Below are 26,618 nucleotides of genomic sequence, written 5' to 3'. Positions count from 1 at the left end.
GCCTCATCGGTTCGTTGTCTGGCGCAGCAGCATGGTGCCACCGCGCTGGGTAAATTCAAGTTTGTTCAGGGCGCTCATGCCGAGCAGCACCTGATCGCCATGCAGCCCCGGCGCCACCAGTGCGCGGACGTCCCGCAGCACGATGTCGCCCAGTTGCAGGCGGTCGATACGGGTGCGATAGCCCTGGCTCAGGCCATTGGCCGTGCTCAGGGTCACACCGAAACCTTCTTCCAGCCGGAGGTCTTTAGCGACCTGCGCCGGGATTGCCACGTCGGTCGCGCCGGTGTCGAGCATGAACTCCACCGGCCGACCGTTGATCAGGCCGCTGGCGACAAAATGTCCCTGGGTGTTGCCGATCAGTTTCACTTCGATCACGCCGCCCACCTGCTCCGAGCTGACCACCACATTGGGATTGCGTTGACGCTCTTCCCACTGGCCGAAAAACCGCGTGGCCAGAAACAGCGCCGCGCACCAGGCCAGAATCATCAACACCCGACCGGCGCGCTTGCCTGGCGGTTGCTGGCTCAAGGCTTGGCACTCCATCCACCCTCGGGTGCGGCGAAACGCCAGACGATCGGGCGGACTTCGCCATCGGCGCGGGGGCCGAAATTGTTGTCGACACCGATCCAGGCGCCTTGAGCATCGACCACCAGCGCCTCTTCCAGCCCGAAGTTCTGCGAATAACGCCGATTGGCCTGCAACAGCTCGTCCGCATACGACCAGCAGAGCTCGACCTTGGCCGTCTGCGCATCACGACGACAGATCTGGTAGGCGTTGCGTTCAAGGGTAAACAGTTTGCCGTCGAACAGGGACACGTCGGAAAAATCCCGATTGACCGGTCGGGCCTTGGGAAACTGCGGCGGTTGCATTTCCATCCCGCCTTCACTGAGCAGCACGCAGCGGCCGTCACAGTCCCATACCGTTTGCTGACGCTTGATCATCAACAGGCCACGGTTTTGCCGTTCGGCGGCGAGCCACATCTGATCGCCCGCCGGGTTGATCGCCAGACCTTCGAAGATCGCATTGAACTGCAGCAACATCCCGCTGGCCCGAGCTTCGCGAACCATCATCGGCGAGATTTTCAGCCACGCCGACGGCCCCTGCGCAGGCACTTGGAGCACCGCTGCATGACCTTCGCTGACAATGTAGCGATTGCCGGCGCTGTCGCAGGTGATCCCTTCGAAATCCAGATCGCCACCACGGACGAACGAGGCCGCCCAGGTCCGCGATTTGATGCCCCACGGCAAGCCGCTGTCGGGCACCGGCGGCGGATCGATGCGCACGGCCGTGGCCTGCCAGACCGGATCGCGGGTATCGAGTCGATAGATTTGGTCATCGTCCCGATCCGAAACCGTCCACAGCGCGTTGCCGCACAAGGCCAGCCCCGAGAGGTTGCCGCCACGCATGCCTTCGACCGGGTGTTCGGCGAGCACGCGCAGTTCTTGCGCAGGCTCTGCCGACACCGTCATCGAACCCAGCAGCAAGGCACCCGCCAAGGCCCAGCCAAACCGCATCAGGCCAGAACCTCGGCGAGGTTGCCCTTGGATTCAAGCCAGGTCTTGCGGTCGCCGGCGCGTTTCTTCGCCAGCAGCATGTCCATCATTTCCGAGGTCTGGGCGAAGTCTTCGCCGAGGGTCAGTTGCACCAGGCGCCGGGTGTTCGGGTCCATGGTGGTTTCACGCAGTTGCGGCGGGTTCATTTCACCCAGGCCCTTGAATCGGGTGACCTGCGGCTTGCCGCGTTTCTTCTCGGCCACCAGACGATCGAGGATCCCGTCGCGCTCGGCTTCGTCGAGGGCGTAGTAGATCTCTTTGCCCAGGTCGATGCGGTACAGCGGTGGCATCGCCACGTAGACGTGACCGGCGTCCACCAGCGGACGGAAATGCTGGACGAACAGGGCGCAGAGCAACGTTGCGATGTGCAGGCCGTCGGAGTCGGCGTCGGCGAGGATGCAGATCTTGCCGTAGCGCAGCTGGCTCATGTCTTCGGCACCCGGATCGACACCGATGGCCACGGCAATGTTGTGCACTTCCTGGCTGGCCAGCACTTCGCTGCCGTCGACTTCCCAGGTGTTGAGGATCTTGCCGCGCAACGGCAGGATCGCCTGGAACTCCTTGTCCCGCGCCTGCTTGGCCGAACCGCCGGCGGAATCACCTTCCACCAGGAACAGTTCGGAACGCATCGGGTCCTGCCCGGCGCAGTCCGCCAGTTTGCCCGGCAGCGCCGGCCCCTGGGTGATGCGCTTGCGCTCGACTTTCTTGCTCGCTTTCAGACGCCGGCCAGCGTTGCTGATCGCCAGTTCTGCCAGGGCCAGACCGGTTTCCGGGTTGGCGTTGAGCCACAGGCTGAACGCGTCCTTGACCACACCGGAAACAAACGCCGCCGCCTCACGGGACGACAGACGTTCCTTGGTCTGGCCGGAGAATTGCGGCTCCTGCATTTTCATCGACAGGACGAAAGCGATGCGCTCCCAGACGTCTTCCGGCGCCAGCTTCACGCCACGCGGCAGCAGGCTGCGGAATTCGCAGAACTCGCGCATCGCATCGAGCAGGCCCTGACGCAGACCGTTGACGTGGGTGCCGCCCTGCTCCGTCGGGATCAGGTTGACGTAGCTCTCAGTGACCGAGGTGCCGCCTTCCGGCAGCCACAGCAGCGCCCACTCGACCGCTTCCTTGGTGCCGGCCAGATTGCCGCAGAACGGCGCGTCCGGCAGACGCTCGAATTCGCTGACCGCGTCTACCAGGTAGGAGCGCAAGCCATCTTCGTAGTGCCACTCGACCTTTTCGCCGGTGCCTTTGTCTTCGAAGCTGATCAGCAGCCCCGGGCACAGAACGGCCTTGGCCTTGAGCACGTGCTTGAGGCGGCTGATGGAGAATTTCGGCGAATCGAAGTATTTCGGGTCCGGCGCGAAGTACACACTGGTCCCGGTATTGCGCTTGCCGACGGTGCCAATCACTTGCAGATCGGTGGCCTTGAAGCCGTCGGCGAAGGTCATTTCATATTCGTTGCCGTCACGCTTGACCCGCACCCGTACCTGGGTCGACAAGGCGTTGACCACGGAAATACCCACCCCGTGCAGACCGCCGGAGAACTGGTAGTTCTTGTTGGAAAACTTGCCGCCCGCATGGAGCTTGGTCAGGATCAGTTCAACGCCCGACACACCCTCTTCCGGGTGGATGTCGACCGGCATGCCACGACCGTCGTCGCAGACTTCCAGCGAGTGGTCGGCGTGGAGGATGACCTGGATCGATTTGGCATGGCCGGCCAGGGCTTCGTCGACGCTGTTGTCGATGACTTCCTGGGCGAGGTGGTTCGGCCGACTGGTGTCGGTATACATGCCGGGGCGTTTGCGCACCGGGTCGAGGCCCGAGAGGACTTCGATGGCGTCGGCGTTATAGGAGCTAGCGCTGGGAGTGGCCATAAGTTCTCGTCGTCAGTGTTCGGTGAATAAGGAATTAATGGGGCAACCGCTCACAGCGCGGTGAAATCGATTGCCTGAAACAAATCGGCGCCAATGCCGGCAAAACTCAGCAACGCCGGCAACTGCCCGGCAAACCCCTGGAAACTGTGGTCGCCGCCAGCCTGAATGCGCAAGGCACAGGCCCGGTAATACTGCTGGGCGTAGCGATAGTCCAGCGTTTCGTCCCCGGTCTGCAACCACACCTGATACCGCTGCGGATCCTGCGGTGCCGGCACTTCCAGTTCGGCCAGGGCCGTCACGTGGTCGTGGGTCAACTCCCAGGTTTCGTCGGTGTACAGGTTTTTCTGCGTCCCCAGGTATCCGTCGAACATCCGGTGCGGACTGACGGCCGGGTTGACCAGCAGGGCTTTCAGGCCGTGGCGCTCGGCCAGGTGAGTCGCATAGTAGCCGCCGAGCGAGCTTCCCACCAGCAACGGCCGGCCCAGCTCGGCGATTGCCTGCTCCAGCTGACCGATGGCTTCACGGGGGTGGTGATGCAGCGCCGGGACACGCAGTTGATCGCTCAAACCCAGTCGTTCCATCACCTCGACCAGCTGACAGGCCTTCTTCGAGGCCGGCGCACTGTTGAAGCCGTGGATATAGAGGATCGAACCGGACATTTGAGCTCCCTGGGTGTCGGCTAAAGAAAGCGGAGTTTACAGGGAGTCGGGGGGTGTTGGGCCAGCACCCGAGGAAATCAGCGCTGCGCCCCTGAATCAATAGCCGTTCGAGCCGTAATCCACCTGAAAATCGAACCCCGTGACACGCGCCACACCCGTCTCGATCCGCCCATCCGGCAGAAGACGCAACCAGCGATACCCCGGCGCCTGCTCGCCGACCTTGAAGTCGGCACTGCGCGGCTCGAACTGAATACAGGTCGACGGCGAGGCAATCAGCCGTACACCGTTGCGCTCTCGATCGATCTCTTGATGCACATGTCCCCACAACACGGCTCGGACCTGTGGGAAACGGTCGAGCACGTCGAAAAAAGCTTCGGGATTGCGCAAGCCGATCGGCTCCATCCAGGCACAATCGATCGATACGGGATGATGATGCAAGCACACAAGATGATGCCGCTCCGGCGCTTCGCTCAGGGCGCGGGCGAGCAATTGCAGCTGTTCATCCTGCAAATACCCCGGCACCGAGCCCGGCACCGCCGAATCGAGCAGGGTCACGCGCCAGTTGCCGATGTCCACCACCGGCTCCAGCAGCGCACTCTGCACAGCGGCCATTTGCATGATCTGCGGTTCGTCGTGGTTGCCGGGGATCCAGCGAGCGGGCGCGTCGATCTGCGCGGTCATCTGACGAAACTGCTGGTAGGACGCCAGCGTGCCGTCCTGTGACAGGTCGCCCGTGGCGATCATCAGGTCGATTTGCGGCTGCTGCTCGAGCACCAGCTCGATGACCTTTTGCAGGCTCTCGCAAGTTTTCATGCCCAGCAGCGCACCGTCCGCCTCGGCGAACAAATGACTGTCGGACAGTTGCACCAGCAACGCCGCATCGGCGGTGGTCAGAGTCGATACGCTCGGCAAGGCGTTCTCCCAGGGCTGGATCGCCGGGTCGGAAAGGTTCGCAATTATGCTGGGGGAAGGCCCCGGGATGAAACCGCCGAACCGGACGCAGTTCACAACTTGCCGCTGTTATAGACGCTATCGAACAGCGGCGTACTCGTGACCGCAGGCCAGGCAATGACTCAGCCACTCTCCGAGAAACAGATTGAGCTGGGCCTTTTCGTCCGGCTGATGCATGGCCGCGTTGGGGTAAGGATAGATGCCGCGAAAGCGTCGCGCATGTTCGGCGCTGATCACTTCGGCCATGCGCGCGTCGTGGTAGACCTGCACTTCCAGTTGCGGCACCGGCAGCCACGGCAGGCTGTGTTCCTGGCGTACTTGCAGGGTCGTGGTGTACGGGCAGGTCTGCAACACTTCGATGGCCAGCACGCCGAGCATCTGGTCGCCCTGGGTCACGGCGATGCGCCGCGCTTCGGGGTCGCGGCGCATGTCCGGCAACAGTCGCATCAGGCGCGCGTAGTTGGCCTCGCAGGCGGCTTGCAGGCCCGCGAGGTCGACACGATAGCGATCGCGCAGTTTGTTTACGACCATAACCCCCTCACTTCGGCGCGATTGAGCGCCAGCCACTGCAAGGCGATGATGCTCGCCGCATTGGCAATCCGACCGTCGCGTACGGCCTGCAGGGCATCCTCGAATGCCCAGACCGTAACGCGGATATCTTCAGCCTCTTCCTCCAGCCCATGCAGGCCGCCGACGCCTTCGGTGCTGCAACGCCCCAGAAACAAATGCACGAATTCGTTGCTGCCCCCCGGCGACGGGAAATATTGCATCATCGGCCACAACGCCTTGATGTCGAGTCCAGCTTCCTCCTGCGCTTCGCGGTGAGCAACTTCTTCCGGCACTTCTTCCTTGTCGATCAGACCGGCGACCAGCTCCACCAGCCAGGGGTTGGCGGTCTTGCCCATGGCACCGACGCGGAACTGTTCGATCAGTACCACCTCATCGCGTTGCGCGTCGTAGGGCAGCAGGCATACCGCATCGTGGCGCACGAACACTTCACGATTGATTTCGCGGCTCATACCACCAGCGAACAGTTCATGACGCAAATGCACGCGATCGAGCTTGTAGAAACCCTCGTAGCATTGCACCCGCTGCACGATATCGACGGCGGTTGGAATGGCGTTGGCAAAATCGGTCATGGGCATCCTCGTCTACTGCAGATTCCAATACGAGGTTCGTCTTGTTAATGGCGACCTCGACTTCGCGCCATCCTAACGCGCCCGTGACGTTTGATGCAGCCCCTTTGCTGTCAGCGGGATGGACGGTGGAAGCGAAACCAACTCTAATTAGCTTAGTGGCGAACTGACCGCTTCGTTGAGAGTCGAAGCGGTAACTTTTTGCCTTCCCCCTGCTTCAGAAAGGACGCCCATGTCGCTTTTCAAAATTGCCTCCGTGGCCGCCATCGCCCTGACCCTGGGCGCCTGCGCCAGCCTGTTCCAGCCCAACTACCGCACGCCGCTGGAAGCCACCCGCGACGCCTCGGAAACCCTGAAACCCGGTTGTTCCAACCCTGACTGCCCGCTGGTGAACATTGACACCCTGCACTTCCCGGCGGAGCCTGCGCTGGACGGCATCATCGAAAAACGCCTGCTGCAATTCACCCGCACCGAACCCGACGCACCGGTGGCGCCGACCCTGGCGGCTTATCGCGAGCAATTCCTGCGCACTGCCGGGCCGCGCAACAGCAGCTATTTGCAGGCCAAAGTACGCGAGCAGCATGACGGTCTGGTGATTGTCGAAGTGTCGAGCTACCTGGACACCGGCGGCGCCCATGGCACGCCGGGCCGCGGTTTCATCAACTATTCGCGCCAGCAGCACAAGGTGCTGAGCCTGTCGGACATGCTGGTGCCAGGTCAGGAAGAAGCGTTCTGGAAAGCGGCGCAAGTGGCGCACAACAGCTGGCTGATCAGCACCAAGCTCGATCAGGAAGCGGAGTTCGTGAAGAACTGGCCGTTCGTCAAAACCCCGCATGTGGCGCTGACCTACGGCGGCGTGATCCTCAAGTACGACGTGAGCACCCTCGCGCCTTATGCACTGGGCCACGTCGAACTGAAGATCCCTTACCCGCGCCTGAACGGCATCATCAAGCCCGAGCTGTTTCCCGGCCGTAACTGAAGGCCCGGCCCAGCACGAGTTGCAGCAACCCTGCCAGGACCAGCGCCGGCAGGGTTGCGCCGACATCCGGATACAGATTGGCCAGCAGATGGTAGGTGCTGATGCCACCCAGCCAGGCCAGCAGCGCCGGCCAGCGCAACGCGGCCGAAGCCACCTGGCCACTGCGTTTGCGCAGGATGAAGTGATCCACCAGCACCACGCCGAACAGCGGCGCAAATACCGAGCCGATCAGCAGCAGGAAATTCTGGTATTGCGCCAGGGGCGCAAGCAGCGCGATCAAGGTGCAAATCACGCCGATGGCCAGCGCCAGATGCTCGACCTTCAGACGTAGCAGAATCCCGCTGGAGACCGCAGCCGAGTGAATGTCGGCAAAAGCGTTTTCCGACTCGTCCAGCAGAATCAGCAACAGCGGAATCCCCAGGCCGGCACCGGCCAGCGCCAGCAGCAGCGCATTGACTTCACCACTCGGCGCGAAGGCCAGGGTGTAGGCGACGCCCAGGCTCATCAGCCAGAAGTTGCCGATGAAGAAACCGATGGCGGTGCCACCGAATACGTTCTTCGCCTTCTTGCCGAAACGCGAGTAGTCGGCGATCAGCGGCAGCCACGACAGCGGCATCGCAATGGCGATGTCAAAACCCACGGCGAACGGCATCGAACCATCCCCGGCCTGTGCCCACAAGGCGCCCAGATCAGCCTTGGCGAACAGGTTCCAGGTCAGCCAGATGCAGGCGGCCAGAATCAGCCAGATACCCCATTTGCGCAGGATCTTGCGCACAAATGTCAGAGGCCCGCTGACGGCGAGCAAGGTCGCCAGTGCACCAAAGCACAACGTCCACAACATCGGACTGGCCCACAGCGAACCTTCGCTGAACGCACGGCTGCCGAGCAGGCTGGCCGCATCGCGCATGACGATGATTTCGAACGAACCCCAACCGATCAGTTGCAGCAGGTTGAGCAGCGCCGGCAGGCTCGCACCTTGTCGGCCCAGGCTGAGTTTCAGTGCAGCCATCGACGACAGACCGGTGTCGCTGCCGATCACGCCAACGGCGGCCAGCAGCAGGACGCCGACCAGGGTGCCGAGGAAAATCGCCAGCAGCGATCCCGACAGGCCCAGCCCCGGTGCCAGCAGCGCGCCGGTCTGCAAGACCATCAGACCGATACCGAGGGAAAACCACAGGGAAAACAGATCGCGACCGCCGAATACACGCTTGTCGGCGGGCACGGCGAGGTCGGGGGAATAAGTACCGGGTTGAATGCTCAAGGGTGTTATCTCAGAGGGACATTTGTTGTTGTGTCGATCAATCGCCAGCAGGCTGGCTCCCACAGGGGACTTGTGGCGATGGGGCCTGCACAGGCCCCACCCTTTCAGGTCAGATCAAACCTTCTTGTACAGCTGACTGCCTTCCTTCTTGAACCGCTCGGCCTGTTCGGCCAGGCCTTGGGCGACGTCCACGTCGACCGCGTCGATCCGCTGGTTGGCCGCGTATTCACGGACTTCCTGAGTGATCTTCATCGAGCAGAATTTCGGCCCGCACATCGAACAGAAATGCGCGACCTTCGCCGAGTCCTTCGGCAGGGTTTCATCGTGATACGAACGGGCGGTGTCCGGGTCCAGACCGAGGTTGAACTGATCCTCCCAACGGAATTCGAACCGTGCCTTGCTCAAGGCGTTGTCGCGGATTTGCGCGCCCGGATGCCCCTTGGCCAGATCCGCGGCGTGCGCCGCGATCTTGTAGGTGATGATCCCGGTCTTCACATCATCCTTGTTCGGCAGGCCCAGGTGTTCCTTCGGCGTCACGTAGCAGAGCATCGCGCAACCGAACCAGCCGATCATCGCCGCACCGATACCGGAGGTGATGTGGTCGTAGCCCGGCGCGATGTCGGTGGTCAGCGGACCGAGGGTGTAGAACGGCGCCTCGTCGCAGCACTCCAGCTGCTTGTCCATGTTCTCTTTGATCAACTGCATCGGCACGTGGCCCGGGCCTTCGATCATGCACTGCACGTCGTGCTTCCAGGCGATCTTGGTCAGCTCGCCGAGGGTTTCCAGTTCGCCGAATTGCGCTTCGTCGTTGGCATCGGCAATCGAGCCCGGACGCAGGCCGTCGCCCAGCGAGAAGCTGACGTCGTAGGCCTTCATGATTTCGCAGATTTCGTCGAAGTGGGTGTAGAGGAAGTTCTCTTTGTGATGCGCCAGGCACCACTTGGCCATGATCGAACCGCCACGGGAAACGATGCCGGTCACGCGCTTGGCGGTCAGCGGCACGTAGCGCAGCAACACGCCGGCGTGGATGGTGAAGTAGTCGACGCCCTGCTCCGCCTGCTCGATCAGCGTGTCGCGAAACAGCTCCCAGGTCAGATCTTCGGCAACACCGTTAACTTTTTCCAGTGCCTGATAGATCGGCACGGTGCCGATCGGTACCGGCGAGTTGCGGATGATCCACTCGCGGGTTTCGTGGATGTGCTTGCCGGTGGACAAGTCCATCACCGTGTCCGAACCCCAGCGAATGCCCCAGGTCAGTTTCGCCACTTCTTCTTCGATGGACGAACCCAGTGCGCTGTTGCCGATGTTGCCGTTGATCTTCACCAGGAAGTTACGGCCGATGATCATCGGTTCCAGTTCGACGTGGTTGATGTTGGCCGGGATGATCGCGCGACCACGGGCGATTTCTTCGCGGACGAATTCCGGGGTAATTTCTTTCGGAATGCTCGCGCCGAAACTGTGGCCGGCATGCTGCTGGTTCAGCAGGCCGGCAGCCCGGGCCTCCTGCAGCTTCATGTTTTCGCGGATGGCGACGTATTCCATCTCGGCGGTGATGATGCCTTTACGGGCGTAGTGCATCTGGCTGACGTTGGCCCCGGCCTTGGCACGGCGCGGGTTGTTGACGTGGGCAAAGCGCAGCTTGGTCAGCTCCGGATCGGCCAGGCGCTCCTGACCGAAATTCGAGCTCAGGCCTGGCAGGCGCTCGGTGTCGCCACGGTCGTCGATCCACGCCGAACGCACGTCGCCCAGACCTTTGCGCACGTCGATCACCACGTTCGGATCGGTGTACGGGCCCGAGGTGTCGTAGACGGTGACCGGCGCATTGATTTCGCCGCCAAAGTCGGTCGGGGTCACATCGAGGGTGATTTCGCGCATCGGCACGCGGATGTCCGGGCGGGAGCCCTGAACGTAGACTTTTTGCGAACGGGTGAACGGTTGAACCGACTGCTCGTCGACCTTGGCCGAGTCACTCAGGTTGATCGCGTTTTTGGATTTTGTAGTCATCACGGGCTCTCCAGACAGCATCCAGGCAGTGAATTGTCGGAGCAGAACCTGAAAGGCACGGACGCACCCAGAACGGGTGCTGTGCATCGTCGTCGAGCGTTCGATTGTCGAACAATTTCCCGGACGAAGCACAAGAGGACTCGCCGGGTGACGAGAAATCTTGTTCCCTACGCAGGCGCTAACCTGATCAGGTTCAACGGGATCCGAAATTATTCGATCTCAGCCTCATAGCAAGGCACCCCGACAAGAACCTGGCCAGTCTAGACACAACCGGCAAAGAACGCCAACACCGTGGCAAACACCATGATGAATGGCGCAATTGCGGCGGCCGACAGGATTGTGAGGGCCTCAATGCGCAACTACACTCGCCTTGCCCTGCTGCGCCTTGACGCTATGCGGCCCGCGCCTTACCTTTGGCGCCCGGATTATTTCCATAATATTCATGCTAGGGATCGCCTCATGCTGCGCAAACTCTCACTGGCTGTTGCCGTGTCTTGTGCGTCCAACGCAATGGTCTGGGCAGCAGAAGCGCCCTTGTCGACCAAGACCGATCTGGTCAGCGTCTATCAGGAAGCGGTCGACAACAACGCCGATCTGGCCGCCGCCCGCGCCCAGTACGGCGCACAGAAAGAAGTGGTGCCGCAGGCCCGCGCCGGGTTGCTGCCGAACCTGTCCGGTGGCGCTGAAGTCGCCAACGTGCGCACTTCGATCGACCAACCCTCGGCCATCGCCAACCGCAGCGCGCACTCCTATCAGGCGACCCTGGCCCAGCCACTGTTCCGCGCCGATCGCTGGTTCCAGTACCAGGCCGCCAAGGACGTCAACGAGCAGGCCGCGCTGCAACTCTCGGCCACCGAGCAGAACCTGATCCTGCAAACCGCCGAAAGCTACTTCAACGTGCTGCGCAGTCAGGACAACCTGGCCTCGACCAAGGCTGAAGAAGCGGCGTTCAAGCGCCAGCTCGACCAGTCCAACGAGCGCTTCGACGTGGGCCTGTCGGACAAGACCGACGTGCTGCAATCGCAAGCCAGTTACGACACCGCCCGGGCCAACCGGATCGTCGCTCAGCGGCAGGTCGATGATGCGTTCGAAGCCCTGATCACCCTGACCAACCGCCAGTACAACTCGATCCAGGGCATCGTCCACACGTTGCCGATCCTGCCGCCGGCGCCGAACGACGCCAAGGCCTGGGTCGACACCGCCGCGAAACAGAACCTCAATCTGCTGGCCAGCAACTATGCCGTCAGCTCCGCCGAACAGACCCTCAAACAACGCAAGGCCGGCCACCTGCCGACCCTCGACGCCGTAGCCAAATACGAAAAAGGCGACAACGACGCCCTCGGGTTCGCCAACCCGAATGCCTTCGGTACGCCGTACAGTGGCAACGTCGAGCAGAGCACCGTGGGCCTGCAACTGAACATCCCGATCTACAGCGGCGGGCTGACCAGCTCCCAAGTGCGCCAGTCTTACGCGCAACTGGACCAGACCGAACAGCAGCGTGAAGGCCTGCGTCGGCAGGTGGTGGAGAACACCCGCAACCTGCACCGCGCGGTGAACACCGACGTCGAGCAGGTGCAGGCGCGCCGCCAGTCGATCATCTCCAACCAGAGCGCGGTGGAAGCCACGGAAATCGGTTATCAGGTGGGGACGCGCAACATCGTCGACGTGCTCGACGCCCAGCGTCAGCTCTACACCTCGGTGCGCAACTACAACAACACCCGCTACGACTACATCCTCGACAACCTGCGCCTGAAACAGGCGGCGGGGACGTTGAACCCGGGGGACTTGCAGGATCTGACGCGTTATCTGAAAGCCGACTACAACCCGGACAAGGATTTCCTCCCGCCGGATCTGGCCAAGGCCGCCGAAGCACAGCTCAAGGCCCGGCCTTAAACAAAAAACGCAGCCCTGAGGCTGCGTTTTTTCATGCGCGTTCGATCAACCTTCCCAGGCCATCAAGCAAGCGCTGCAACGCGCCCTGATTGCGGCGCATCACGCTCAGCCCGGCTTCCGCCATGCGCTGTGCATCGCGCGGCAATTCGAACAGCCGCTGCACTTCGGTCGCCAGACCTTCGGCGTCATCGACCTCGACCAACGCTCCGGCGCTGCGCAGTTGCGCGGCGATGTCGAGGAAGTTGAACAGGTGCGGGCCGCTGATCACCGGTTTCGCCAGGGCCGCCGGCTCCAGCAGATTGTGGCCGCCGTTGGCCACCAGACTGCCGCCGACGAACGCGCTGTCGGCCAGGGCGTAAAGAAACAGCAACTCGCCCATGGTGTCGCCGAGCAGCACCGACGTTGCGGAATCGACGTTGACGCCGGTCGAACGGCGTACCGTGGCGAAACCTTCGCGTTGGCACAGTTCGAACACGGAATTGAAACGTTCCGGATGGCGCGGCACCAGAATCAGCAGCGCATCGGGGTGACTGGCCAGCAAACGGCGATGAGCATCCAGCACCACCTCGTCTTCGCCTTCATGGGTGCTGGCGGCGATCCACACCGGACGCTCCTGCGCCTGCCATTGGCCACGCAGTTCAGCGGCGCGTTGCAACAATTGCGGGTCGATGGTCAGGTCAAACTTGATCGAACCGGTGACTTCGACTGTCTCAGGGCGTGCGCCCAAATCACGGAAACGCTGGGCTTCAACCTCGGTCTGCACGGCGAACAGGCTCATCTCCGCCAGCATCGGTGCGGTCAGTTTGTTGAACCGGCCATAGCCCTTGGCGGAGCGCTCGGACAGGCGTCCGTTGGCCAGCGCCACCGGAATCCCGCGTTTGGCGCATTGGTGAATGTGGTTGGGCCACAGTTCGGTTTCCATGATCACCGCCAGTTTCGGCTGCACGCGATCCAGAAAACGCGCCGCCGCGCAGGGCAAATCGTAAGGCAGGTAGCAATGCTGGATACGCGGCTCGTTGGCGAACAGCGCTTGAATCCGCTCCGAACCCGTCGGCGTCATGCAGGTCACGGTGATCGGCAGCTGTGGATAACGTTGCAGCAGTGCGCGGATCATCGGCGCGGCGGCGATGCTTTCCCCCACCGAGACGGCGTGAACCCAGATGCCGCCCGGTTGCAGGATCGGCATGCCATAGGAGAAACGTTCGCCAATCCGCTTGGCATACGCCGGCGCCTTGCGCGAACGCAGCCATAGCCGAATCGCCACCAATGGCAGCCCCAGGTAAAACAGCGCGGTGTAGAGAGTTCTATTCATGGCGGCGGAGTTTATCGGCTTTTGCCGCCGATCGCCCGCAGGTGTATGGCAAATCGCTCCGCAAGCCAACGCGCCGCCGGACCCAGCGGTTCGTCACGACGCCAGACCAGTTCCACCACCAGCGCCGGCGGCGTCCATTCGCTGTCGAGCTCCACCATCAGGCCCTGATAGGCCGAGTACTGCACCACGTGACGCGGCAGCCAGGCCCAGCCGAGGTCGCGCACCAGCCATTCGGCCATCACGTAGAAACTGTCAGCGCGCCAGACCTGCGGACTGGCCGGTTCGTTGCCGGGATAGAGGCTGGTCTGGGTCGACATCAACAACTGCCGATGCTGCGCCAGTTGCTGACAGGTGACGTAAGCCTGGGATGCCAGGGGATGGTTGACACCGCAGACCGTGACCATTTCCACGCTGCCCAACACCCGGCGCTCCAGCGCTTCGGGGATTTCATCGTGATAGAACAGCAACCCGAGATCGGCCCGACGCTCCACCAGTTTGCGCGAGACCTCGCCCTGGGCGGCGCTGGTCAGCTGGACTTCCAGACTGGGAAACTGCTCGGCCAGGGCGGCGAAGCTTTCCACCAGCGCCTGATAGGGCATCGCCTCGTCCTGGGCCACCCGCAACTGCGCTTCCTGCCCGCGCATCATCGCCATGGCCCGGCCGTTCAGGCGTTCGCATTGACGCAACACTTCCCGCGCCTCTTCCAGCAGCGCCTCCCCGGCCTCGGTGAGAAGCGGCTGACGACCGCTGCTACGCTCGAACAGACTGACACCGAGGTCGTCCTCCAGCATCGCGATCGCGCTGCTAATCGCTGACTGAGCCTTGCGCTGCTGACGTGCCACGGCAGAGAACGAACGTTGTTCGGCGACCGCCACGAACGCGCGCAACTGATCCAGATTCCACTGCATGTCCATCGACAAACCCATCTTCAAAACAGATAGGTAATGACTTTACCCCATCTGGGAAGCCACTAGAATCGCGCCTCAGAAAGCAACGCTTCACACGAGGATTTTGAACATGAACGCTTACGTCTATCTGGCCATTGCCATTTGCGCCGAAGTGATCGCCACCGTTTCGATGAAAGCCGTCAAAGGCATCAGCACGCCTCTGCCCTTGGTGCTGGTCATCGTCGGCTACGCCATCGCGTTCTGGATGCTGACCCTGGTGGTGCGCAGCGTGCCGGTGGGCGTGGCCTACGCGGTATGGGCCGGCATGGGCATCGTGATGGTCAGCGTGGCGGCGCTGTTCATCTATGGGCAGAAGCTGGACGTGCCGGCGATGCTTGGCATGGCGCTGATCGTGCTCGGAGTGGTGGTGATTCAGCTGTTCTCGAAAACCGCAGGCCATTAACTGATTAATGCATAACCCCCTGTGGGAGCGGGCTTGCTCGCGAAGACGGTGTCTCAGGCAACATTGTTGTTGACTGATAGACCGATTTCGCGAGCAAGCCCGCTCCCACATTGCCCGACACCTTCCCCTCTGTTGATCATCGACAAATCCCCTTTTCCCCGAGTCTGTATACTGCGCCCTCGTCTTGAACACTGAGGTCGTTGCATGCCATCTCCCATTTCCACCGACGTGCTGATTGTCGGCGCAGGTGTCGCCGGCCTCTGGCTGAACGCGCGCCTGCGTCGCCAGGGTTTTTCGACCGTGCTGGTGGAAAGCGCCAGCCTCGGCGGCGGACAGAGCGTGAAGTCCCAAGGCATCATTCACGGCGGCGCCAAGTACGCGCTGCATGGCGCGCTGACCGGGGCCTCGGAAGCCATCGCCGACATGCCACGCCGCTGGCGCGAAGCCTTGGCCGGCAACGGTGAACTGGATCTGACCGGCGTGCGCCTGCTGTCCGAAGCTCATTACCTGTGGTCGCCGGGCACCCTCGCGGGCAACCTCACCAGTTTCTTCGCCAGCAAAGCGGTGCGCGGCCGGGTCGATCAGGTCAAGGGCGACCAATTGCCGCCAGCGCTGCAGGACAAGCGTTTCAAGGGCAAGGTCTACCGCCTCGCCGAGCTGGTGGTCGACGTGCCAAGCGTGATCCAGCGCCTGGCTGATCTCGCCGGTGACGGTCTGCTGGCCGGTCAGAACATCGAGCCATTGCTGCAAAGCGGTGTATTGGTCGGCCTGAAGGTCGACGGTCGCGAGATCCGCGCCCAGCGCATCGTCCTCAGCGCCGGTGCCGGTACTGCGGCGCTGCTGGAAACCCTCGGTCTGACGCAACCGGCCATGCAACGCCGGCCGCTGCACATGATCCTCGCCAAGGGCCCGGGGCTGAAGCCGCTCTATGCGCACTGCCTGGGCGGTGGCACCAAGCCGCGAATCACCGTGACCACACATCCGGCCGCCGACGGCCAGTGGGTCTGGTACATGGGCGGCGACATTGCCGAATCCGAAGGCGTGGCCCGTGAGCCCGCCGAACAGATCGCCACCGCGCAAAAAGAAATCGGCCAGTTGTTGCCGTGGATCGACCTGAGCAACGTGCAATGGGCCACCCTGCGCGTCGACCGCGCCGAACCGCTGCAAACCGGACTGACCCGCCCGGACAATGCGTTCCTCGCCGAAGAAGGTCGTCTGCTGGTCGGCTGGCCTACCAAACTGGCCCTGGCGCCGGACTTTGCCGACCGGGTGATCGCGTCCCTCGAACGCGACGGCATCCAGCCAAGCCACCCGGCTCCGCTGCCCGAGTTGCCGAAACCTCCGATGGGCGTTCCGGCCTGGGAGCAACTGCTGCCATGAGCCTGCCGACCCTGCACGATTTGCATCGCCCGCTGGGCAGCACCGGCCTGCTGGTTTCGCCGTTGGGCCTGGGCACCGTCAAACTCGGTCGCGACCAGGGCGTGAAATACCCCAACGGCTTCCAGATCCCCGATGACGACGCCGCGCGCATGCTGCTCAAGCAGGCGCGGGAACTGGGGATCAACCTGATCGACACTGCGCCGGCCTATGGCCGCAGCGAAGAGCGTCTCGGCCCGCTGCTGCGCGGCCAGCGTCAGGATTGGGTGATCGTCAGCAAGGTCGGCGAAGAATTTGTCGACGGCCAGTCAACCCACGACTTCAGCGCCGCTCACACGCGAATGTCGGTGGAGCGCAGCCTGCAACGTCTTGAAACCGATTTTATCGACCTGGTGCTGGTGCACTCCGATGGCAACGACCTGGCGATTCTCAATGACAGCGAAGTCTATGCAACCCTCGCGGCGCTCAAGGCCGAAGGCAAGATTCGCGGCTTCGGTTTCTCCGGCAAGACCGTCGACGGCGGCCTCAAAGCACTGGAGCAAGGCGACTGCGCGATGGTCACCTACAATCTGAACGAACAAAACGAGAAGGCGGTCATTGACTATGCTGCTGCCCACGGCAAAGCCATTCTGGTGAAGAAGGCGCTGGCCAGTGGTCATGTGTGCCTGAGCCCCGGCGTGGATCCGGTGCGCGCCAGCTTCGAGTTGCTGTTCGCCGGGCCTGGCGTAACCAGCGCCATTGTCGGAACAATCAATCCGCTGCACCTCGCCCATAACGTTGCGACCGTTGCCCAGGTCCTTCGTGGTCACTGACGCCGCCCCGCGGCCTTAAGCAGGAGCCGACATGCCGCGCACGCTCATCAGAAAGAACCCGAGCAACTTCAAGACACTGCCGCTGTTCGTCGAAGCGACGCCCGAAGGCCTGACGTATCAGAGCGTCGGCATGCCGCTGAATTTCGCCCAGACCCTGCAGCGGCGCAAACCGGTCAGCGTGGCCGACGCCGAACGCTTTGCGCTGGAACTGGCCAATCTCGGCGTCTCGGTGCGCCTGACCCTGCACTGGCAGAATCGCGATTACTGGGTGCTGGTGCGCCAGCGGCGGCAGGATCGTGGTGACGTCGTCCTCAAACTGATTTCCGGCTACGTGCCGGCGCACGAATTGAATATCCCGTTGCACACGGCGATCCAGGAGATCGCCGAAGAATGCCTGCTGGAAACTCCGGAAGGCTGGCTCGGCGGGCGCTTCAACGACACCTGGCTGCCGGCGCCGTACGCATCGGCGCTGCATTATCGCGAGGCCCTGCCCTTTCGCCTGACGCCGCTGTCCGGTTCGGCGCGGCCGGTACGTTGCGCCAATCTGCAATTGCTCGAACGGCCACGCGCCTACGTGCACTTGCCGACCGCGTCTCTGCAATTGATCTACGACCTGCGACTGGACGTGCCCAAGGAAGCCAAGAACCTGAGCCTGTTCCATGTCGACGAACGACTTGAGGGCGATCAACTCGTCGCCCGGCTCGACCGCAAGCGCCCCGATCTGTACTTGATGCCACTACAGGACGGCGGACCGCTCCCCGAGCTGTATACGCTGAAGAAAGGTCAGTTGTCCCCGGCCGGCACCCGAGGTCTGTATCTGGCGGAAAGCTTCGCCAGACAGGACGGCTGGCTGGTGCGCGATGAGCGGATTCGCTGGAAAGACTGGCTGCGTCAGCAGGGTTTGACGCCGCCGTCCAAGGACACGGGGCTGGCGCGGTTGCGCGGCAAGGCGAAGCAACTGCTGAAGAAGATCGTGCCGCGCAAGAAAGTGAACTCCTGAACGGCAAAAGACCGCGCCTGCGAGCGACTCCAGAGAGTCGTCGCAGGCGCGGTCTTTATGTTTGCATCACTCGGATTTGCGGATTTTTTCCACAATCGCCGTGGTCGAGCTGTTTTCCACCAGCCCCAGCACCTTCACGGTGCCGCCGTAGGCCTTGACGATGTCGGCGCCGACAACCTGGTCGATGCCATAGTCGCCGCCCTTCACCAGCACGTCCGGTTTGACCTCGCGCAGCAGGTTTTCCGGGGTACCTTCGGCGAAGCTGATCACCCAGTCCACCGCACCGAGACCGGCGAGAACCGCCATGCGCCGGTCAACGCTGTTGATCGGCCGGCCCGGGCCTTTCAAGCGACTGACCGAGGCATCGTCGTTGATCGCGACGATCAGACGATCACCCTGGGCCCGTGCCTGCTCGAGGTAGGTCACGTGCCCGGCGTGGAGGATGTCGAAGCAGCCGTTGGTGAACACGATCCGCTCGTTGTGCGCCCGGGCATCGGCCACCGCCAGAATCAGCTGCTCCAGACCCAACACACCGCGTTCCGAACCTTCCTCGCGCTGAATCGCGCGACGCAGTTCCGGGGCGCTGATCGCCGCCGTACCGAGTTTGCCGACCACGATGCCGGCCGCCAGGTTGGCCAGCGCCACCGCGTGGGGCAGCTCTTCGCCTGCGGCAATCGCGGCCGCCAGGGTGGAAATCACGGTGTCGCCGGCACCGGTCACGTCAAACACTTCACGAGCCCGGGCCGGCAGGTGCAGCGCCGGATGATCCGGGCGCAGCAGGGTCATGCCGTGTTCGCCGCGAGTCACCAGCAACGCGCCGAGCTCGAGGTCGTGCATCAGTTTCGCGCCCTTGCTCACCAGTTCGTGCTCATCGGCGCAACCGCCGACGATGGCTTCGAACTCGCTAAGGTTCGGGGTGATCAGGCTCGCGCCACGGTAGATCGAGAAATCCTTGCCCTTCGGGTCGGCCAGCACCGGAATGCCTTTGGCACGCGCGGCCTGGATCAGTGCCTGATGGTTTTTCAGGGCGCCTTTGCCGTAGTCGGACAACACCAGCACCTTGATACCTTCCAGCAGGTCGTCGACCTGGGAAGCAAGGGCCAGGGCATCAGTGGCGAACGGTTCTTCGAAGTCGATACGCAGCAGTTGCTGGTGCCGGCTCATGACCCGCAGCTTGACGATGGTCGGCTGGTGCGCGATGCGCTGGAACAAGGCTCGCACGCCCGCGCCCTTGAGGCTGTTGCTCAGGCTGTCGGCGGCTTCGTCGTCACCGGTCACACCGACCAGCGACGCCGGCGCACCCAGCGCGGCAATGTTCAAGGCAACGTTGGCGGCACCGCCCGGGCGGTCTTCGATTTGCTCGACCTTTACAACCGGTACCGGCGCCTCAGGGGAGATCCGTGAGGTACCACCATGCCAGTAACGGTCGAGCATGACATCGCCGACCACCAAGACAGGGGCTTGATCGAATCGCGGCATGGACAACTTCATGGAGCAACCCACATACAAAATGAACAGGGGCGCGATATTAACACAGGGTTGGCGAAGGCTTGTGCGGCGGCTGCAACAGGATGAAACGACGGGGTTTTTTGCTCATTTTTTGTACAGGAACGCTGCCCATTGATGGCAGGCACAGACCCGGGGGTACCTCATTCATAACCGAGCATCTCGTAGTCACGTGCATAGACCCGCCGCACCAGGCGTCGGGTACGCAAGGAGCAGAATTCCCGGGCCGGCAGTGGACGCCGCTCCCGGGAACAGTTGACGTATTGCAATCGGCTGGTCAGGCCCAGGTGCTCGCACACCAGGTGGAAATCCCGCTCCAGATGTTCCTGATAACCGATGAAGTCCAGCGCCAGACGGCCCAGAGAGTCGGTGAGAAAGTCGGTTTGCGCAGCGAAGTGCAATTGTCGCGCGATGTTTTCCGCATGCAGCCAGCGCGCAACGAAGTCATCGAAGTCGCGGTAATGCCTGACCAGTTGCTGCGCGGCGTGATCGCGTCCGCTCAGCTCGTTGCCCCGCAGAAAAGCGTATGCCGAATAGGCACGTTCCAGCGGATCGCGGACGAAAGCGAATTTGTATGCAGCGGCGAACTGCGCGGGAAACTGCTCTTCATACCAGTACAACGGCAGATGGCCGGGCCGCCAACCATCGAACATCGCGGTACACACGCTGCTGCCGGCGCATTTAGGCACATGAATGAACAGGCAGGAACGCTGTTCGAAGGCTTCGGGAAAGCGCAGGTTGGCCGACATTGACTTGTTCACCGCCTGTCTATCGACCACCGACAGACGCCCGAGCAGAAAAGCCCGCTGCGGCTTGGGCAGCAGCTTCCACAGATAGCGTTGCAACATGAAGATACCCGCGCGACGGGGATGGCCCCCTCGATGGAAGTCAAAGTTCGTTCAGGAACCTTAACAAGCGCGGTGTCGGGTTTTATGCAGGTTTGGTCAAGAACGGTAAAGTTCCGGATACAAACCGCCGGGCGCATTGCGTGCCCGGCATTTGCAAGGCGGGCTCAGGCGATGTCTTCGGCCGGAGCATCGAGGCCCATGGCATTGAGGCGCGCGTAGTAGCCGTTCTGGGCCAGCAGCTCGCCGTGAGTGCCACGCTCGACGATACGCCCCTGATCCATGACCAGAATCAGGTCGGCCTTCTCGATGGTCGAGAGACGGTGGGCGATCACCAGCGTGGTGCGGCCCTTCATCACCTGATCCAGCGCAGCCTGGATGTGTCGCTCGGATTCGGTATCGAGGGCCGAGGTGGCCTCGTCGAGAATCAACACCGGCGCGTTCTTGAGCAGGGCACGGGCAATCGCCAGGCGCTGGCGCTGACCGCCGGAAAGCAGCACGCCGTTCTCGCCGACCTGGGTGTCCAGGCCTTCCGGCAGTTGCGCGATGAAGTCCATGGCATAGGCATCACGCGCGGCCTTCTCGATGTCTTCACGTGGCGCGCCGGCCAGATCGCCGTAGGCAATATTGTTGGCCACCGTGTCGCTGAACAGCGTGACGTGCTGGGTCACCTGGGCGATGTGACGACGCAGATTCAGCAGTTTGTACTGCTCGATCTCCACACCGTCGATCAGGATCTCGCCCTTGTCGTGGTGATAGAAACGCGGGATCAGGTTGGCGAGGGTCGACTTGCCGCTGCCGGACCGTCCCACCAGCGCCACCATCTGCCCCGGCTCGACCGAGAAGGTGATGTTGTCGAGTACCTGACGCTCGGTGCCCGGGTAGGTGAAGCTCAGGTTGCGTACTTCGAGGCGACCGGTGACCACATCACGCTCGACCGTACCGGTATCGACCTCCGGCTCGACGTCCAGTTGCTCGAAAATGCTTTCGGCACCGGCCACGCCTTTCTGGATGGTCGAGCTGACTTCGGACAACTGACGGATCGGCTTGGGCAGCAGGCCCGCCAGGGTGATGTAGGCCACCATGTCACCTGCCGAGGCATCACCGCGAAGAAACAGCACCAGGAACATCAGCACCGCCATCGCGGTGTAGATCACCAGTTGCAGCATCGGCGTGTAGATCGCACCGGTGCGGGTCATGCGCAGTTGCTTGTCAGTGTTGCTCTGACTGGCATCGAGAAAGCGTTTTTCTTCATAGGCTTCGCCACCGAAGCTGCGCACCACGCGATAGCCCTGGATGGTTTCCGAGGCAACATGGGTCACGTCGCCCATGGCCAACTGGATCTTTTTGCTCTGCTTGCGGAATTTCTTGCTGGCGGTACGCACCATCATGGCGATGAGCGGCAGGATCGCAACCATCACCAGCGTCAGCTTCCAGTTCATGAACAGCAGGGAAGCGAACAGGAAGATCACCGTCATACCCTCACGGATTACGACCTTGATCGCATCTGTTGCCGCCCCCGTGACCATGGTGACGTTGAACGTGATGCGTGAAATCAGGTGACCGGAGTTATGCTTGTCGAAATAACGGTTCGGCAGCACCAGCAGGTTGTTGAACAACTGCACCCGAAGATCATGCACCAGGCCCAGGGAAACCTTGGCCAGGAAATAGTTGCCCAGATAGGAGCCCAGGCCCTGCCAGGCCGCAATGAGGATGATCAACAGCGGTACGGCCTGCAGCAGTTGCAGGTCGCGCAGGTAAGGCACGGTGGGGAACAGTACTGCCTCTGGATTGGACAGACCGTCGACGAAATACTTGAGAATGTAACCGAGCATCGGCTGGGTCGATGCGAAAATCAGAAAACCGACGATGCTGATCAGAAACAGACTGATATACGGCCGGACGTAGCCGAGCAGGCGGAAGTAGATTTTCAAGCTCGAAGGGCTTGCGGCGGGACTGGAGTCGGTCATATCACGCGAAAGTCGATAAAAAGGACGCTGACTTTAGCACAGCTTCTTCAGGGTTCTGGCAATCGGGCAAAGGCTGTTATTGTTATGCGTCTTTTTCAGCATCAAATAGCCATCAACGTAATGGCCGATCAACTTCAGGATTGAATCTCACAGCATGCAACTTCGCGGCTTCAGCAGTACGTCCAGTCGAATATTCGATTTCATCAGCCTGTGGATACTTCCCGTCGGCTACTTCCTGCTCCTGTGTGCGCTGTTCTTCCTGCCTGGCCGCAGCCTGCATCACAAACTGTTTTATGGCCTGTTCAGCATTCCGGCGCTGATCGCCCTGTGCCTGCGTCCGCGGGAGTGCCGGGAACTGCTGCGCGAGCCGATGATTGTCGCGCTGCTGGTGTTCGTCGCCTGGGCATTGCTCAGTCTCGCCTGGGGACCGCCGGATGGCGAATCGTTCGGCGGCATGCTCAAGCCTCCCTTGCACACCCTGATGCTGTTCGTCGGCTGCTACCTGCTGGTGCGTTACCGCAGTGACATTCTGGCGCCGATGCTGTTCGTCGCAGCCATGGTCGCGCTGATCGCCACCCTCTGTTTCCTCATCCCGTTCATCCGTCATTACGAGCCGGGCGCACGCCTGATCGGGGGTGGCGCCTTCGATAACCCGCTGCTCAGCTCCCACCTGTTCGGATTCTTCTGTGCCTATTGGCTCAGTATCAGCATGTCCTGCAAGCATGGCCGCCTGCTCTGGCTCAGCCTGCCGGCCATGCTGATCATGTTCGCAGCGGTGATCGCGACCGGGTCCAGAACACCGCTGGTCGCCTTGACCCTGGCCGCATTCTGGCTGGCCTTCATTTGTTGGAACCGACGCTCGGTGGTGCTTTTGAGCGCACTGTCGGCCATTGGCATCACCGTGATCGCCCTGTTTTCGAAGATGATCACCGAACGCGGCGACTCCTACCGTTTCGAAATCTGGCAGATTGCCCTGCAAAAGATTGCCGAACACCCGTGGATCGGTCATGGCTATAACGCCGGCCTGGCGATCGACCCCGGTGTTGGCTACAACTTCCAGGAACCCCACAGTTTTGCCCTGGGGGTCCTTTATTATGTCGGTATTCTGGGCCTGTTGCCGTGGCTGTTTTTCCAGGCCTGGGGACTGCTGAGCAGCTGGCGCCAGCGCGTTCAGCCGCTGCTGATCATCGCCTCCACCTGGCTGGTGTTCGGTATCGGCGCCGGCCTGACAGAGGGCGGCGGTATCATCTCGCGGCCCAAGGAGCACTGGTTCCTGCTGTGGATTCCCCTGGCACTGATCGCCGCCTTGAGCATCAATCAGCGAGCCCGCCGCCTGTTGACCGTTCCCGTGCAGAAACTGTCGGCCACCGGCCTGCAACAGCTGGGCGCCAATGCCCAGGTGATTGAAGAGGACGGCCTCGGCCCCAAGGTCCTGCGCCTGACCGATGGCAGCTTCCTCAAGCTGTTCCGCCGCCGTCGCTGGTACACCTCCGGCAACTTCAACCCTTACTCCGAACGCTTCGCCATCAATAGCGAACAATTGCGCCGGATGGGCATCCCCACCCCGCAGGTACTGAACCTGTATCGCCTCGACGATGGCAGCAGTGCAGTGCACTACGCGCCACTGCCAGGCCATACCTTGCGCCAGGTGCTGCAAGGCATCACCGCGCCAGCAGTACGACAGGCCCTGGTCGAACGTTTCGGCAAATTCATGGCCCGGCTGCATGAGCAAGGCGTCTATTTCCGCTCGCTGCATCTGGGCAATGTGCTGGTGCTGGAGGACGGCGAGTTCGGGTTGATCGATCTGGCAGACCTGCGGATCTACCCTTCGCCACTGACTCTTTCGTTGCGCCAGCGCAATCTGCGACACATGCAACGCTACACCGTCGACAAGCGCTGGCTGTTCGAGGATCACCTCGACGCGCTGCTTCAGGGGTACGCTGTGACGGCGCCGAAATCCGCCGTAGACAACCTGCACAGGCAAGTGCTGGCCACCACCACTGCGGCCCGGGTTCAATGATGACCGCAACCAATCTTCTTATTGCACCGGCCGCTTATCTGCTGGCCATCGCAACCGCCGCGCTGTTGTTGCGCGCGGTTCCGAAAATAGCCCGCCATCTGCAGCATTCCGGTGAGAGCCGTTACGCCAGCATCGATGGCTTGCGCGGTTACCTGGCGTTTGGCGTGTTTGTTCATCACTCGATCATCACCTGGATCTTTCTGCGCACGGGCGTGATCGATTTTCCACCGAGCGCGTTCTATTCGATGCTTGGCCAGGGCAGCGTCGCGCTGTTCTTCATGATCACCGGATTCCTGTTCTGGGGCCGCCTGCTGGCCCAGGGTCGCGAGTTCGACTGGACGGCTTTCGGCGTCTCTCGGGTCTTTCGCCTGTATCCGCTGTACTTGCCGCTGATGCTGATCGTGTTCATCACGGTGTTCCAGCTACAGGGCTGGGAACTGAAAGTATCCACTGTAGAGCTGCTCAAGCAGACCCTGGCCTGGCTGACCTTTGACCGGCCGGACGTCAACTTGTACCCGCACACCGGCATGCTCATCTCCAACGTCACCTGGACGCTGGCCTACGAAGTGTTCTTCTACCTGGCGCTGCCACTGGCTGGCATGGTGTTCATCTTCCGAAGCAACTGGCGCCAGGTGGTGCTGTGTCTGCTCGGTATTTATGCGCTGTATCAAGTGGTCGGCTGGGAGCACTCGCTCAAGAAGCACTTCCTGGCCAGTTTCCTCGGCGGAATCGCTGCTGCGTACTGGGTACGTCGACCGCAACTGGTAGCCTGGAGCAAGACCCCTCTGGCCGGAGTCGTCGCCCTGGTTGCGCTGGCGATTGCCTTCACCGCCTTCAACAGGGCCTTCAAGACCCAGCCACTGTTTCTGCTGTCGCTGTTCTTCGTGATCGTGGCTTCTGGCAACACTCTGTTCGGTGCCCTCAAGCCACGCAGCATCCGTTGGCTGGGAGAGATCAGTTACAGCACCTATCTGCTGCATGGTTTCGTGCTGTGGCTGATGGTCCAGCGCCTGCCGCCGGCACTGCACCTCGATGGCCGGGAGGCCTGGGTCTACCTGCCATTGCTGGCAGCGTGCACCTGCCTGCTGATCCTGATCAGCAGCGCGACATTCCTGTACATCGAACAGCCGGGAATGAGCGCAGGCAGGAAGGTCGTGCAGTGGCTTCGCCAGCGCCAGCAGGGCAACAAGCGCATCGCAGAAAAAGCCGCCCGCTGATCACGGGCGGCCGCGGCCTCAGTCCTTTTCCAGTGGTGAAAACAGCAACCGGCCCAGACCGCGCCAGGTTTTCTTGTTCCACGCCTTGAACGGAATCTGCGCCAGCAGCTCCCGCGCCAGTTTGCGGTCGCGGTTGGCGGTTTTCAGGAACATCGAATTGAGCGACTTGTAGCGCACCTCGTCGTACAGCGGATGATCGCTGAACAGCGCGTAGGTGCGCAGGATGTTTTCGATCATGAAGCGATGGTTCTTGTAGGAGTTGGTGGCGTGCTTGCGGTAGCGAGCCATCACCACGTTCAAACCATCGATGAAATACCCGGCGCGTGTCACCTTCAGCTCGATGTACAGGTCTTCGAGGCGAATCGTCGGATCGAATCCACCCACCTTGTCCAGTGCTTCACGACGGATCATCAGGGTCGGCGCCGGCGGATAAGGCTTGCGCTCCAGGAACATGTCATCGAAGTCCAGACGACGGAACGGCACATCCCGGCGCTGGCGCTTTTCCGGGTAGAGGTTGCCATCGGCGTCCATCAACTCGATGTTGCCGGCGCAGATGCCGACCTCAGGCTTACCGTCCATGTAGGCGACCTGGGTGGCGATGCGGTCCGGGTACATGATGTCGTCGGAGCCGAACGGGACGATCAGGCTGCCCCTGGCCCGCGCAATGGCACCATTGAGCGTATTGGTCAGGCCCTGGTTCTGCTGCACACGGAAGTCAAAACCGTGCTTTGCCTGCAAGGCATTGATGCGCTCGACGCTGTCATCCTTCGAGCCGTCGTCGACCACCAGCAGCTCGATGTTTTTGTAGCTCTGGTTGATGACGCTGAGGATGCTTTCCTCGATGTACGGGCCGTGGTTATACGACGCGATGATCACGGTGACGATGGGTTGTGCATCACTCAGGG

23 protein-coding genes and 1 riboswitch are annotated in these 26,618 nt (G+C 61.9%); of the genes, 8 read left to right on the top strand and 15 right to left on the bottom strand.

The window, feature by feature from the left end:
* Positions 1-3: 3 nt before the first annotated feature.
* The 7 genes from NE357_RS02515 to NE357_RS02485 all read right to left on the bottom strand — a co-directional run bounded on the left by NE357_RS02515 (position 4) and on the right by NE357_RS02485 (position 6,170).
* The gene (locus NE357_RS02515; protein ID WP_169428586.1) at positions 4-528 is read right to left on the bottom strand and encodes a retropepsin-like aspartic protease family protein; all 525 of its coding nucleotides are present in this window, start codon (positions 526-528) and stop codon (positions 4-6) included.
* On the bottom strand, positions 525-1,514 hold the full coding sequence (locus NE357_RS02510; RefSeq protein WP_169428585.1) for an esterase-like activity of phytase family protein: 990 nt from the start codon (positions 1,512-1,514) through the stop codon (positions 525-527). The genes NE357_RS02515 and NE357_RS02510 overlap by 4 nt, the downstream gene beginning before the upstream one ends.
* Positions 1,514-3,421, bottom strand: coding sequence for a DNA topoisomerase IV subunit B (gene parE / locus NE357_RS02505; RefSeq protein WP_169428584.1), 1,908 nt, complete (start codon positions 3,419-3,421; stop codon positions 1,514-1,516). The genes NE357_RS02510 and parE overlap by 1 nt, the downstream gene beginning before the upstream one ends.
* A 50-nt stretch (positions 3,422-3,471) precedes the next feature.
* Positions 3,472-4,080, bottom strand: coding sequence for a YqiA/YcfP family alpha/beta fold hydrolase (locus tag NE357_RS02500; RefSeq protein WP_169428583.1), 609 nt, complete (start codon positions 4,078-4,080; stop codon positions 3,472-3,474).
* 96 nt (positions 4,081-4,176) lie between these two features.
* Entirely contained in the window at positions 4,177-4,992 is an 816-nt protein-coding gene (cpdA, locus tag NE357_RS02495; RefSeq protein WP_169428582.1) for a 3',5'-cyclic-AMP phosphodiesterase, read from the bottom strand.
* Between the two features lie 117 nt (positions 4,993-5,109).
* Positions 5,110-5,562: a DUF1249 domain-containing protein gene (locus NE357_RS02490; RefSeq protein ID WP_169428581.1), complete on the bottom strand. Its 453-nt coding sequence runs from the start codon at positions 5,560-5,562 to the stop codon at positions 5,110-5,112.
* Positions 5,553-6,170 carry an NUDIX domain-containing protein gene (locus NE357_RS02485; RefSeq protein WP_169428580.1) on the bottom strand — a complete coding sequence of 206 codons (618 nt, stop codon included), beginning with the start codon at positions 6,168-6,170 and terminating at the stop codon, positions 5,553-5,555. Before NE357_RS02485 ends, NE357_RS02490 begins: the two co-directional genes overlap by 10 nt.
* A 229-nt stretch (positions 6,171-6,399) precedes the next feature.
* Between NE357_RS02485 and NE357_RS02480 the strand changes: the two genes are divergently transcribed.
* Complete coding sequence (locus NE357_RS02480) at positions 6,400-7,146, top strand: RsiV family protein (RefSeq protein WP_169428579.1); 747 nt, start codon at positions 6,400-6,402, stop codon at positions 7,144-7,146.
* On the opposite strand, the gene cytX is transcribed toward NE357_RS02480, so the two are convergent.
* Positions 7,115-8,407, bottom strand: coding sequence for a putative hydroxymethylpyrimidine transporter CytX (gene cytX / locus NE357_RS02475; protein ID WP_169428578.1), 1,293 nt, complete (start codon positions 8,405-8,407; stop codon positions 7,115-7,117). The two genes, NE357_RS02480 and cytX, sit on opposite strands and share 32 nt — an antisense overlap.
* A 114-nt stretch (positions 8,408-8,521) precedes the next feature.
* On the bottom strand, positions 8,522-10,411 hold the full coding sequence (gene thiC, locus NE357_RS02470) for a phosphomethylpyrimidine synthase ThiC (protein WP_085711132.1): 1,890 nt from the start codon (positions 10,409-10,411) through the stop codon (positions 8,522-8,524).
* A 147-nt stretch (positions 10,412-10,558) separates the two neighbouring features.
* Positions 10,559-10,664: riboswitch (TPP riboswitch) on the bottom strand.
* A 206-nt stretch (positions 10,665-10,870) separates the two neighbouring features.
* Here thiC and NE357_RS02465 point away from each other — a divergent pair.
* Complete coding sequence (locus NE357_RS02465; protein ID WP_169428577.1) at positions 10,871-12,304, top strand: TolC family outer membrane protein; 1,434 nt, start codon at positions 10,871-10,873, stop codon at positions 12,302-12,304.
* Between the two features lie 31 nt (positions 12,305-12,335).
* On the opposite strand, the gene waaA is transcribed toward NE357_RS02465, so the two are convergent.
* Complete coding sequence (gene waaA, locus NE357_RS02460) at positions 12,336-13,616, bottom strand: lipid IV(A) 3-deoxy-D-manno-octulosonic acid transferase (RefSeq protein ID WP_169428576.1); 1,281 nt, start codon at positions 13,614-13,616, stop codon at positions 12,336-12,338.
* An 11-nt stretch (positions 13,617-13,627) separates the two neighbouring features.
* A complete protein-coding gene (locus tag NE357_RS02455) occupies positions 13,628-14,530 on the bottom strand; it encodes a LysR family transcriptional regulator (RefSeq protein WP_169428575.1) in 903 nt (300 codons plus the stop codon).
* 103 nt (positions 14,531-14,633) lie between these two features.
* On the opposite strand from NE357_RS02455, the gene NE357_RS02450 reads away from it, so the two are divergent.
* The 4 genes from NE357_RS02450 (at position 14,634) to NE357_RS02435 (ending at position 18,155) form a co-directional block, all read left to right on the top strand.
* Positions 14,634-14,966 carry a DMT family transporter gene (locus NE357_RS02450; protein ID WP_085732637.1) on the top strand — a complete coding sequence of 111 codons (333 nt, stop codon included), beginning with the start codon at positions 14,634-14,636 and terminating at the stop codon, positions 14,964-14,966.
* A 204-nt stretch (positions 14,967-15,170) separates the two neighbouring features.
* Positions 15,171-16,346, top strand: a complete 1,176-nt coding sequence (locus NE357_RS02445) for an NAD(P)/FAD-dependent oxidoreductase (protein ID WP_169428574.1) — start codon at positions 15,171-15,173, stop codon at positions 16,344-16,346.
* On the top strand, positions 16,343-17,155 hold the full coding sequence (locus NE357_RS02440) for an aldo/keto reductase (protein WP_169428573.1): 813 nt from the start codon (positions 16,343-16,345) through the stop codon (positions 17,153-17,155). Before NE357_RS02445 ends, NE357_RS02440 begins: the two co-directional genes overlap by 4 nt.
* Before the next feature lie 31 nt (positions 17,156-17,186).
* Complete coding sequence (locus tag NE357_RS02435; protein ID WP_169428572.1) at positions 17,187-18,155, top strand: metal ABC transporter ATPase; 969 nt, start codon at positions 17,187-17,189, stop codon at positions 18,153-18,155.
* 66 nt (positions 18,156-18,221) lie between these two features.
* On the opposite strand, the gene hldE is transcribed toward NE357_RS02435, so the two are convergent.
* From hldE to msbA, 3 genes are all read right to left on the bottom strand, one after another.
* On the bottom strand, positions 18,222-19,646 hold the full coding sequence (gene hldE / locus NE357_RS02430; RefSeq protein ID WP_169428571.1) for a bifunctional D-glycero-beta-D-manno-heptose-7-phosphate kinase/D-glycero-beta-D-manno-heptose 1-phosphate adenylyltransferase HldE: 1,425 nt from the start codon (positions 19,644-19,646) through the stop codon (positions 18,222-18,224).
* Positions 19,647-19,804: 158 nt separating this feature from the next.
* Positions 19,805-20,509: a sulfotransferase family 2 domain-containing protein gene (locus NE357_RS02425; protein WP_169428570.1), complete on the bottom strand. Its 705-nt coding sequence runs from the start codon at positions 20,507-20,509 to the stop codon at positions 19,805-19,807.
* 164 nt (positions 20,510-20,673) lie between these two features.
* The gene (gene msbA, locus NE357_RS02420) at positions 20,674-22,476 is read right to left on the bottom strand and encodes a lipid A export permease/ATP-binding protein MsbA (protein WP_169428569.1); all 1,803 of its coding nucleotides are present in this window, start codon (positions 22,474-22,476) and stop codon (positions 20,674-20,676) included.
* Between the two features lie 154 nt (positions 22,477-22,630).
* On the opposite strand from msbA, the gene NE357_RS02415 reads away from it, so the two are divergent.
* Entirely contained in the window at positions 22,631-24,496 is a 1,866-nt protein-coding gene (locus tag NE357_RS02415; RefSeq protein WP_169428568.1) for a bifunctional O-antigen ligase/aminoglycoside phosphotransferase family protein, read from the top strand.
* The gene (locus NE357_RS02410) at positions 24,496-25,713 is read left to right on the top strand and encodes an acyltransferase family protein (RefSeq protein ID WP_169428567.1); all 1,218 of its coding nucleotides are present in this window, start codon (positions 24,496-24,498) and stop codon (positions 25,711-25,713) included. The genes NE357_RS02415 and NE357_RS02410 overlap by 1 nt, the downstream gene beginning before the upstream one ends.
* Before the next feature lie 18 nt (positions 25,714-25,731).
* On the opposite strand, the gene NE357_RS02405 is transcribed toward NE357_RS02410, so the two are convergent.
* Positions 25,732-26,616 carry a glycosyltransferase gene (locus NE357_RS02405; RefSeq protein WP_169432586.1) on the bottom strand — a complete coding sequence of 295 codons (885 nt, stop codon included), beginning with the start codon at positions 26,614-26,616 and terminating at the stop codon, positions 25,732-25,734.
* Positions 26,617-26,618 lie beyond the last annotated feature (2 nt).

This window comes from Pseudomonas sp. G7(2022), assembly GCF_052660475.1.
Note: the sequence above shows the minus strand (reverse complement) of the source record. Positions and strands in the feature narration are given on the sequence as shown.

Coding starts and splice junctions, on each gene's coding strand:
- NE357_RS02510 (WP_169428585.1), bottom strand. CDS start 1,514: ATGCGGTTTGGCTGGGCCTTGGCGGGTGCCTTGCTGCTGGGTTCGATG.
- parE (WP_169428584.1), bottom strand. CDS start 3,421: ATGGCCACTCCCAGCGCTAGCTCCTATAACGCCGACGCCATCGAAGTC.
- NE357_RS02500 (WP_169428583.1), bottom strand. CDS start 4,080: ATGTCCGGTTCGATCCTCTATATCCACGGCTTCAACAGTGCGCCGGCC.
- NE357_RS02490 (WP_169428581.1), bottom strand. CDS start 5,562: ATGGTCGTAAACAAACTGCGCGATCGCTATCGTGTCGACCTCGCGGGC.
- NE357_RS02485 (WP_169428580.1), bottom strand. CDS start 6,170: ATGACCGATTTTGCCAACGCCATTCCAACCGCCGTCGATATCGTGCAG.
- NE357_RS02480 (WP_169428579.1), top strand. CDS start 6,400: ATGTCGCTTTTCAAAATTGCCTCCGTGGCCGCCATCGCCCTGACCCTG.
- thiC (WP_085711132.1), bottom strand. CDS start 10,411: ATGACTACAAAATCCAAAAACGCGATCAACCTGAGTGACTCGGCCAAG.
- NE357_RS02465 (WP_169428577.1), top strand. CDS start 10,871: ATGCTGCGCAAACTCTCACTGGCTGTTGCCGTGTCTTGTGCGTCCAAC.
- waaA (WP_169428576.1), bottom strand. CDS start 13,616: ATGAATAGAACTCTCTACACCGCGCTGTTTTACCTGGGGCTGCCATTG.
- NE357_RS02455 (WP_169428575.1), bottom strand. CDS start 14,530: ATGGACATGCAGTGGAATCTGGATCAGTTGCGCGCGTTCGTGGCGGTC.
- NE357_RS02450 (WP_085732637.1), top strand. CDS start 14,634: ATGAACGCTTACGTCTATCTGGCCATTGCCATTTGCGCCGAAGTGATC.
- NE357_RS02445 (WP_169428574.1), top strand. CDS start 15,171: ATGCCATCTCCCATTTCCACCGACGTGCTGATTGTCGGCGCAGGTGTC.
- NE357_RS02440 (WP_169428573.1), top strand. CDS start 16,343: ATGAGCCTGCCGACCCTGCACGATTTGCATCGCCCGCTGGGCAGCACC.
- NE357_RS02435 (WP_169428572.1), top strand. CDS start 17,187: ATGCCGCGCACGCTCATCAGAAAGAACCCGAGCAACTTCAAGACACTG.
- hldE (WP_169428571.1), bottom strand. CDS start 19,646: ATGAAGTTGTCCATGCCGCGATTCGATCAAGCCCCTGTCTTGGTGGTC.
- NE357_RS02425 (WP_169428570.1), bottom strand. CDS start 20,509: ATGTTGCAACGCTATCTGTGGAAGCTGCTGCCCAAGCCGCAGCGGGCT.
- msbA (WP_169428569.1), bottom strand. CDS start 22,476: ATGACCGACTCCAGTCCCGCCGCAAGCCCTTCGAGCTTGAAAATCTAC.
- NE357_RS02415 (WP_169428568.1), top strand. CDS start 22,631: ATGCAACTTCGCGGCTTCAGCAGTACGTCCAGTCGAATATTCGATTTC.
- NE357_RS02410 (WP_169428567.1), top strand. CDS start 24,496: ATGACCGCAACCAATCTTCTTATTGCACCGGCCGCTTATCTGCTGGCC.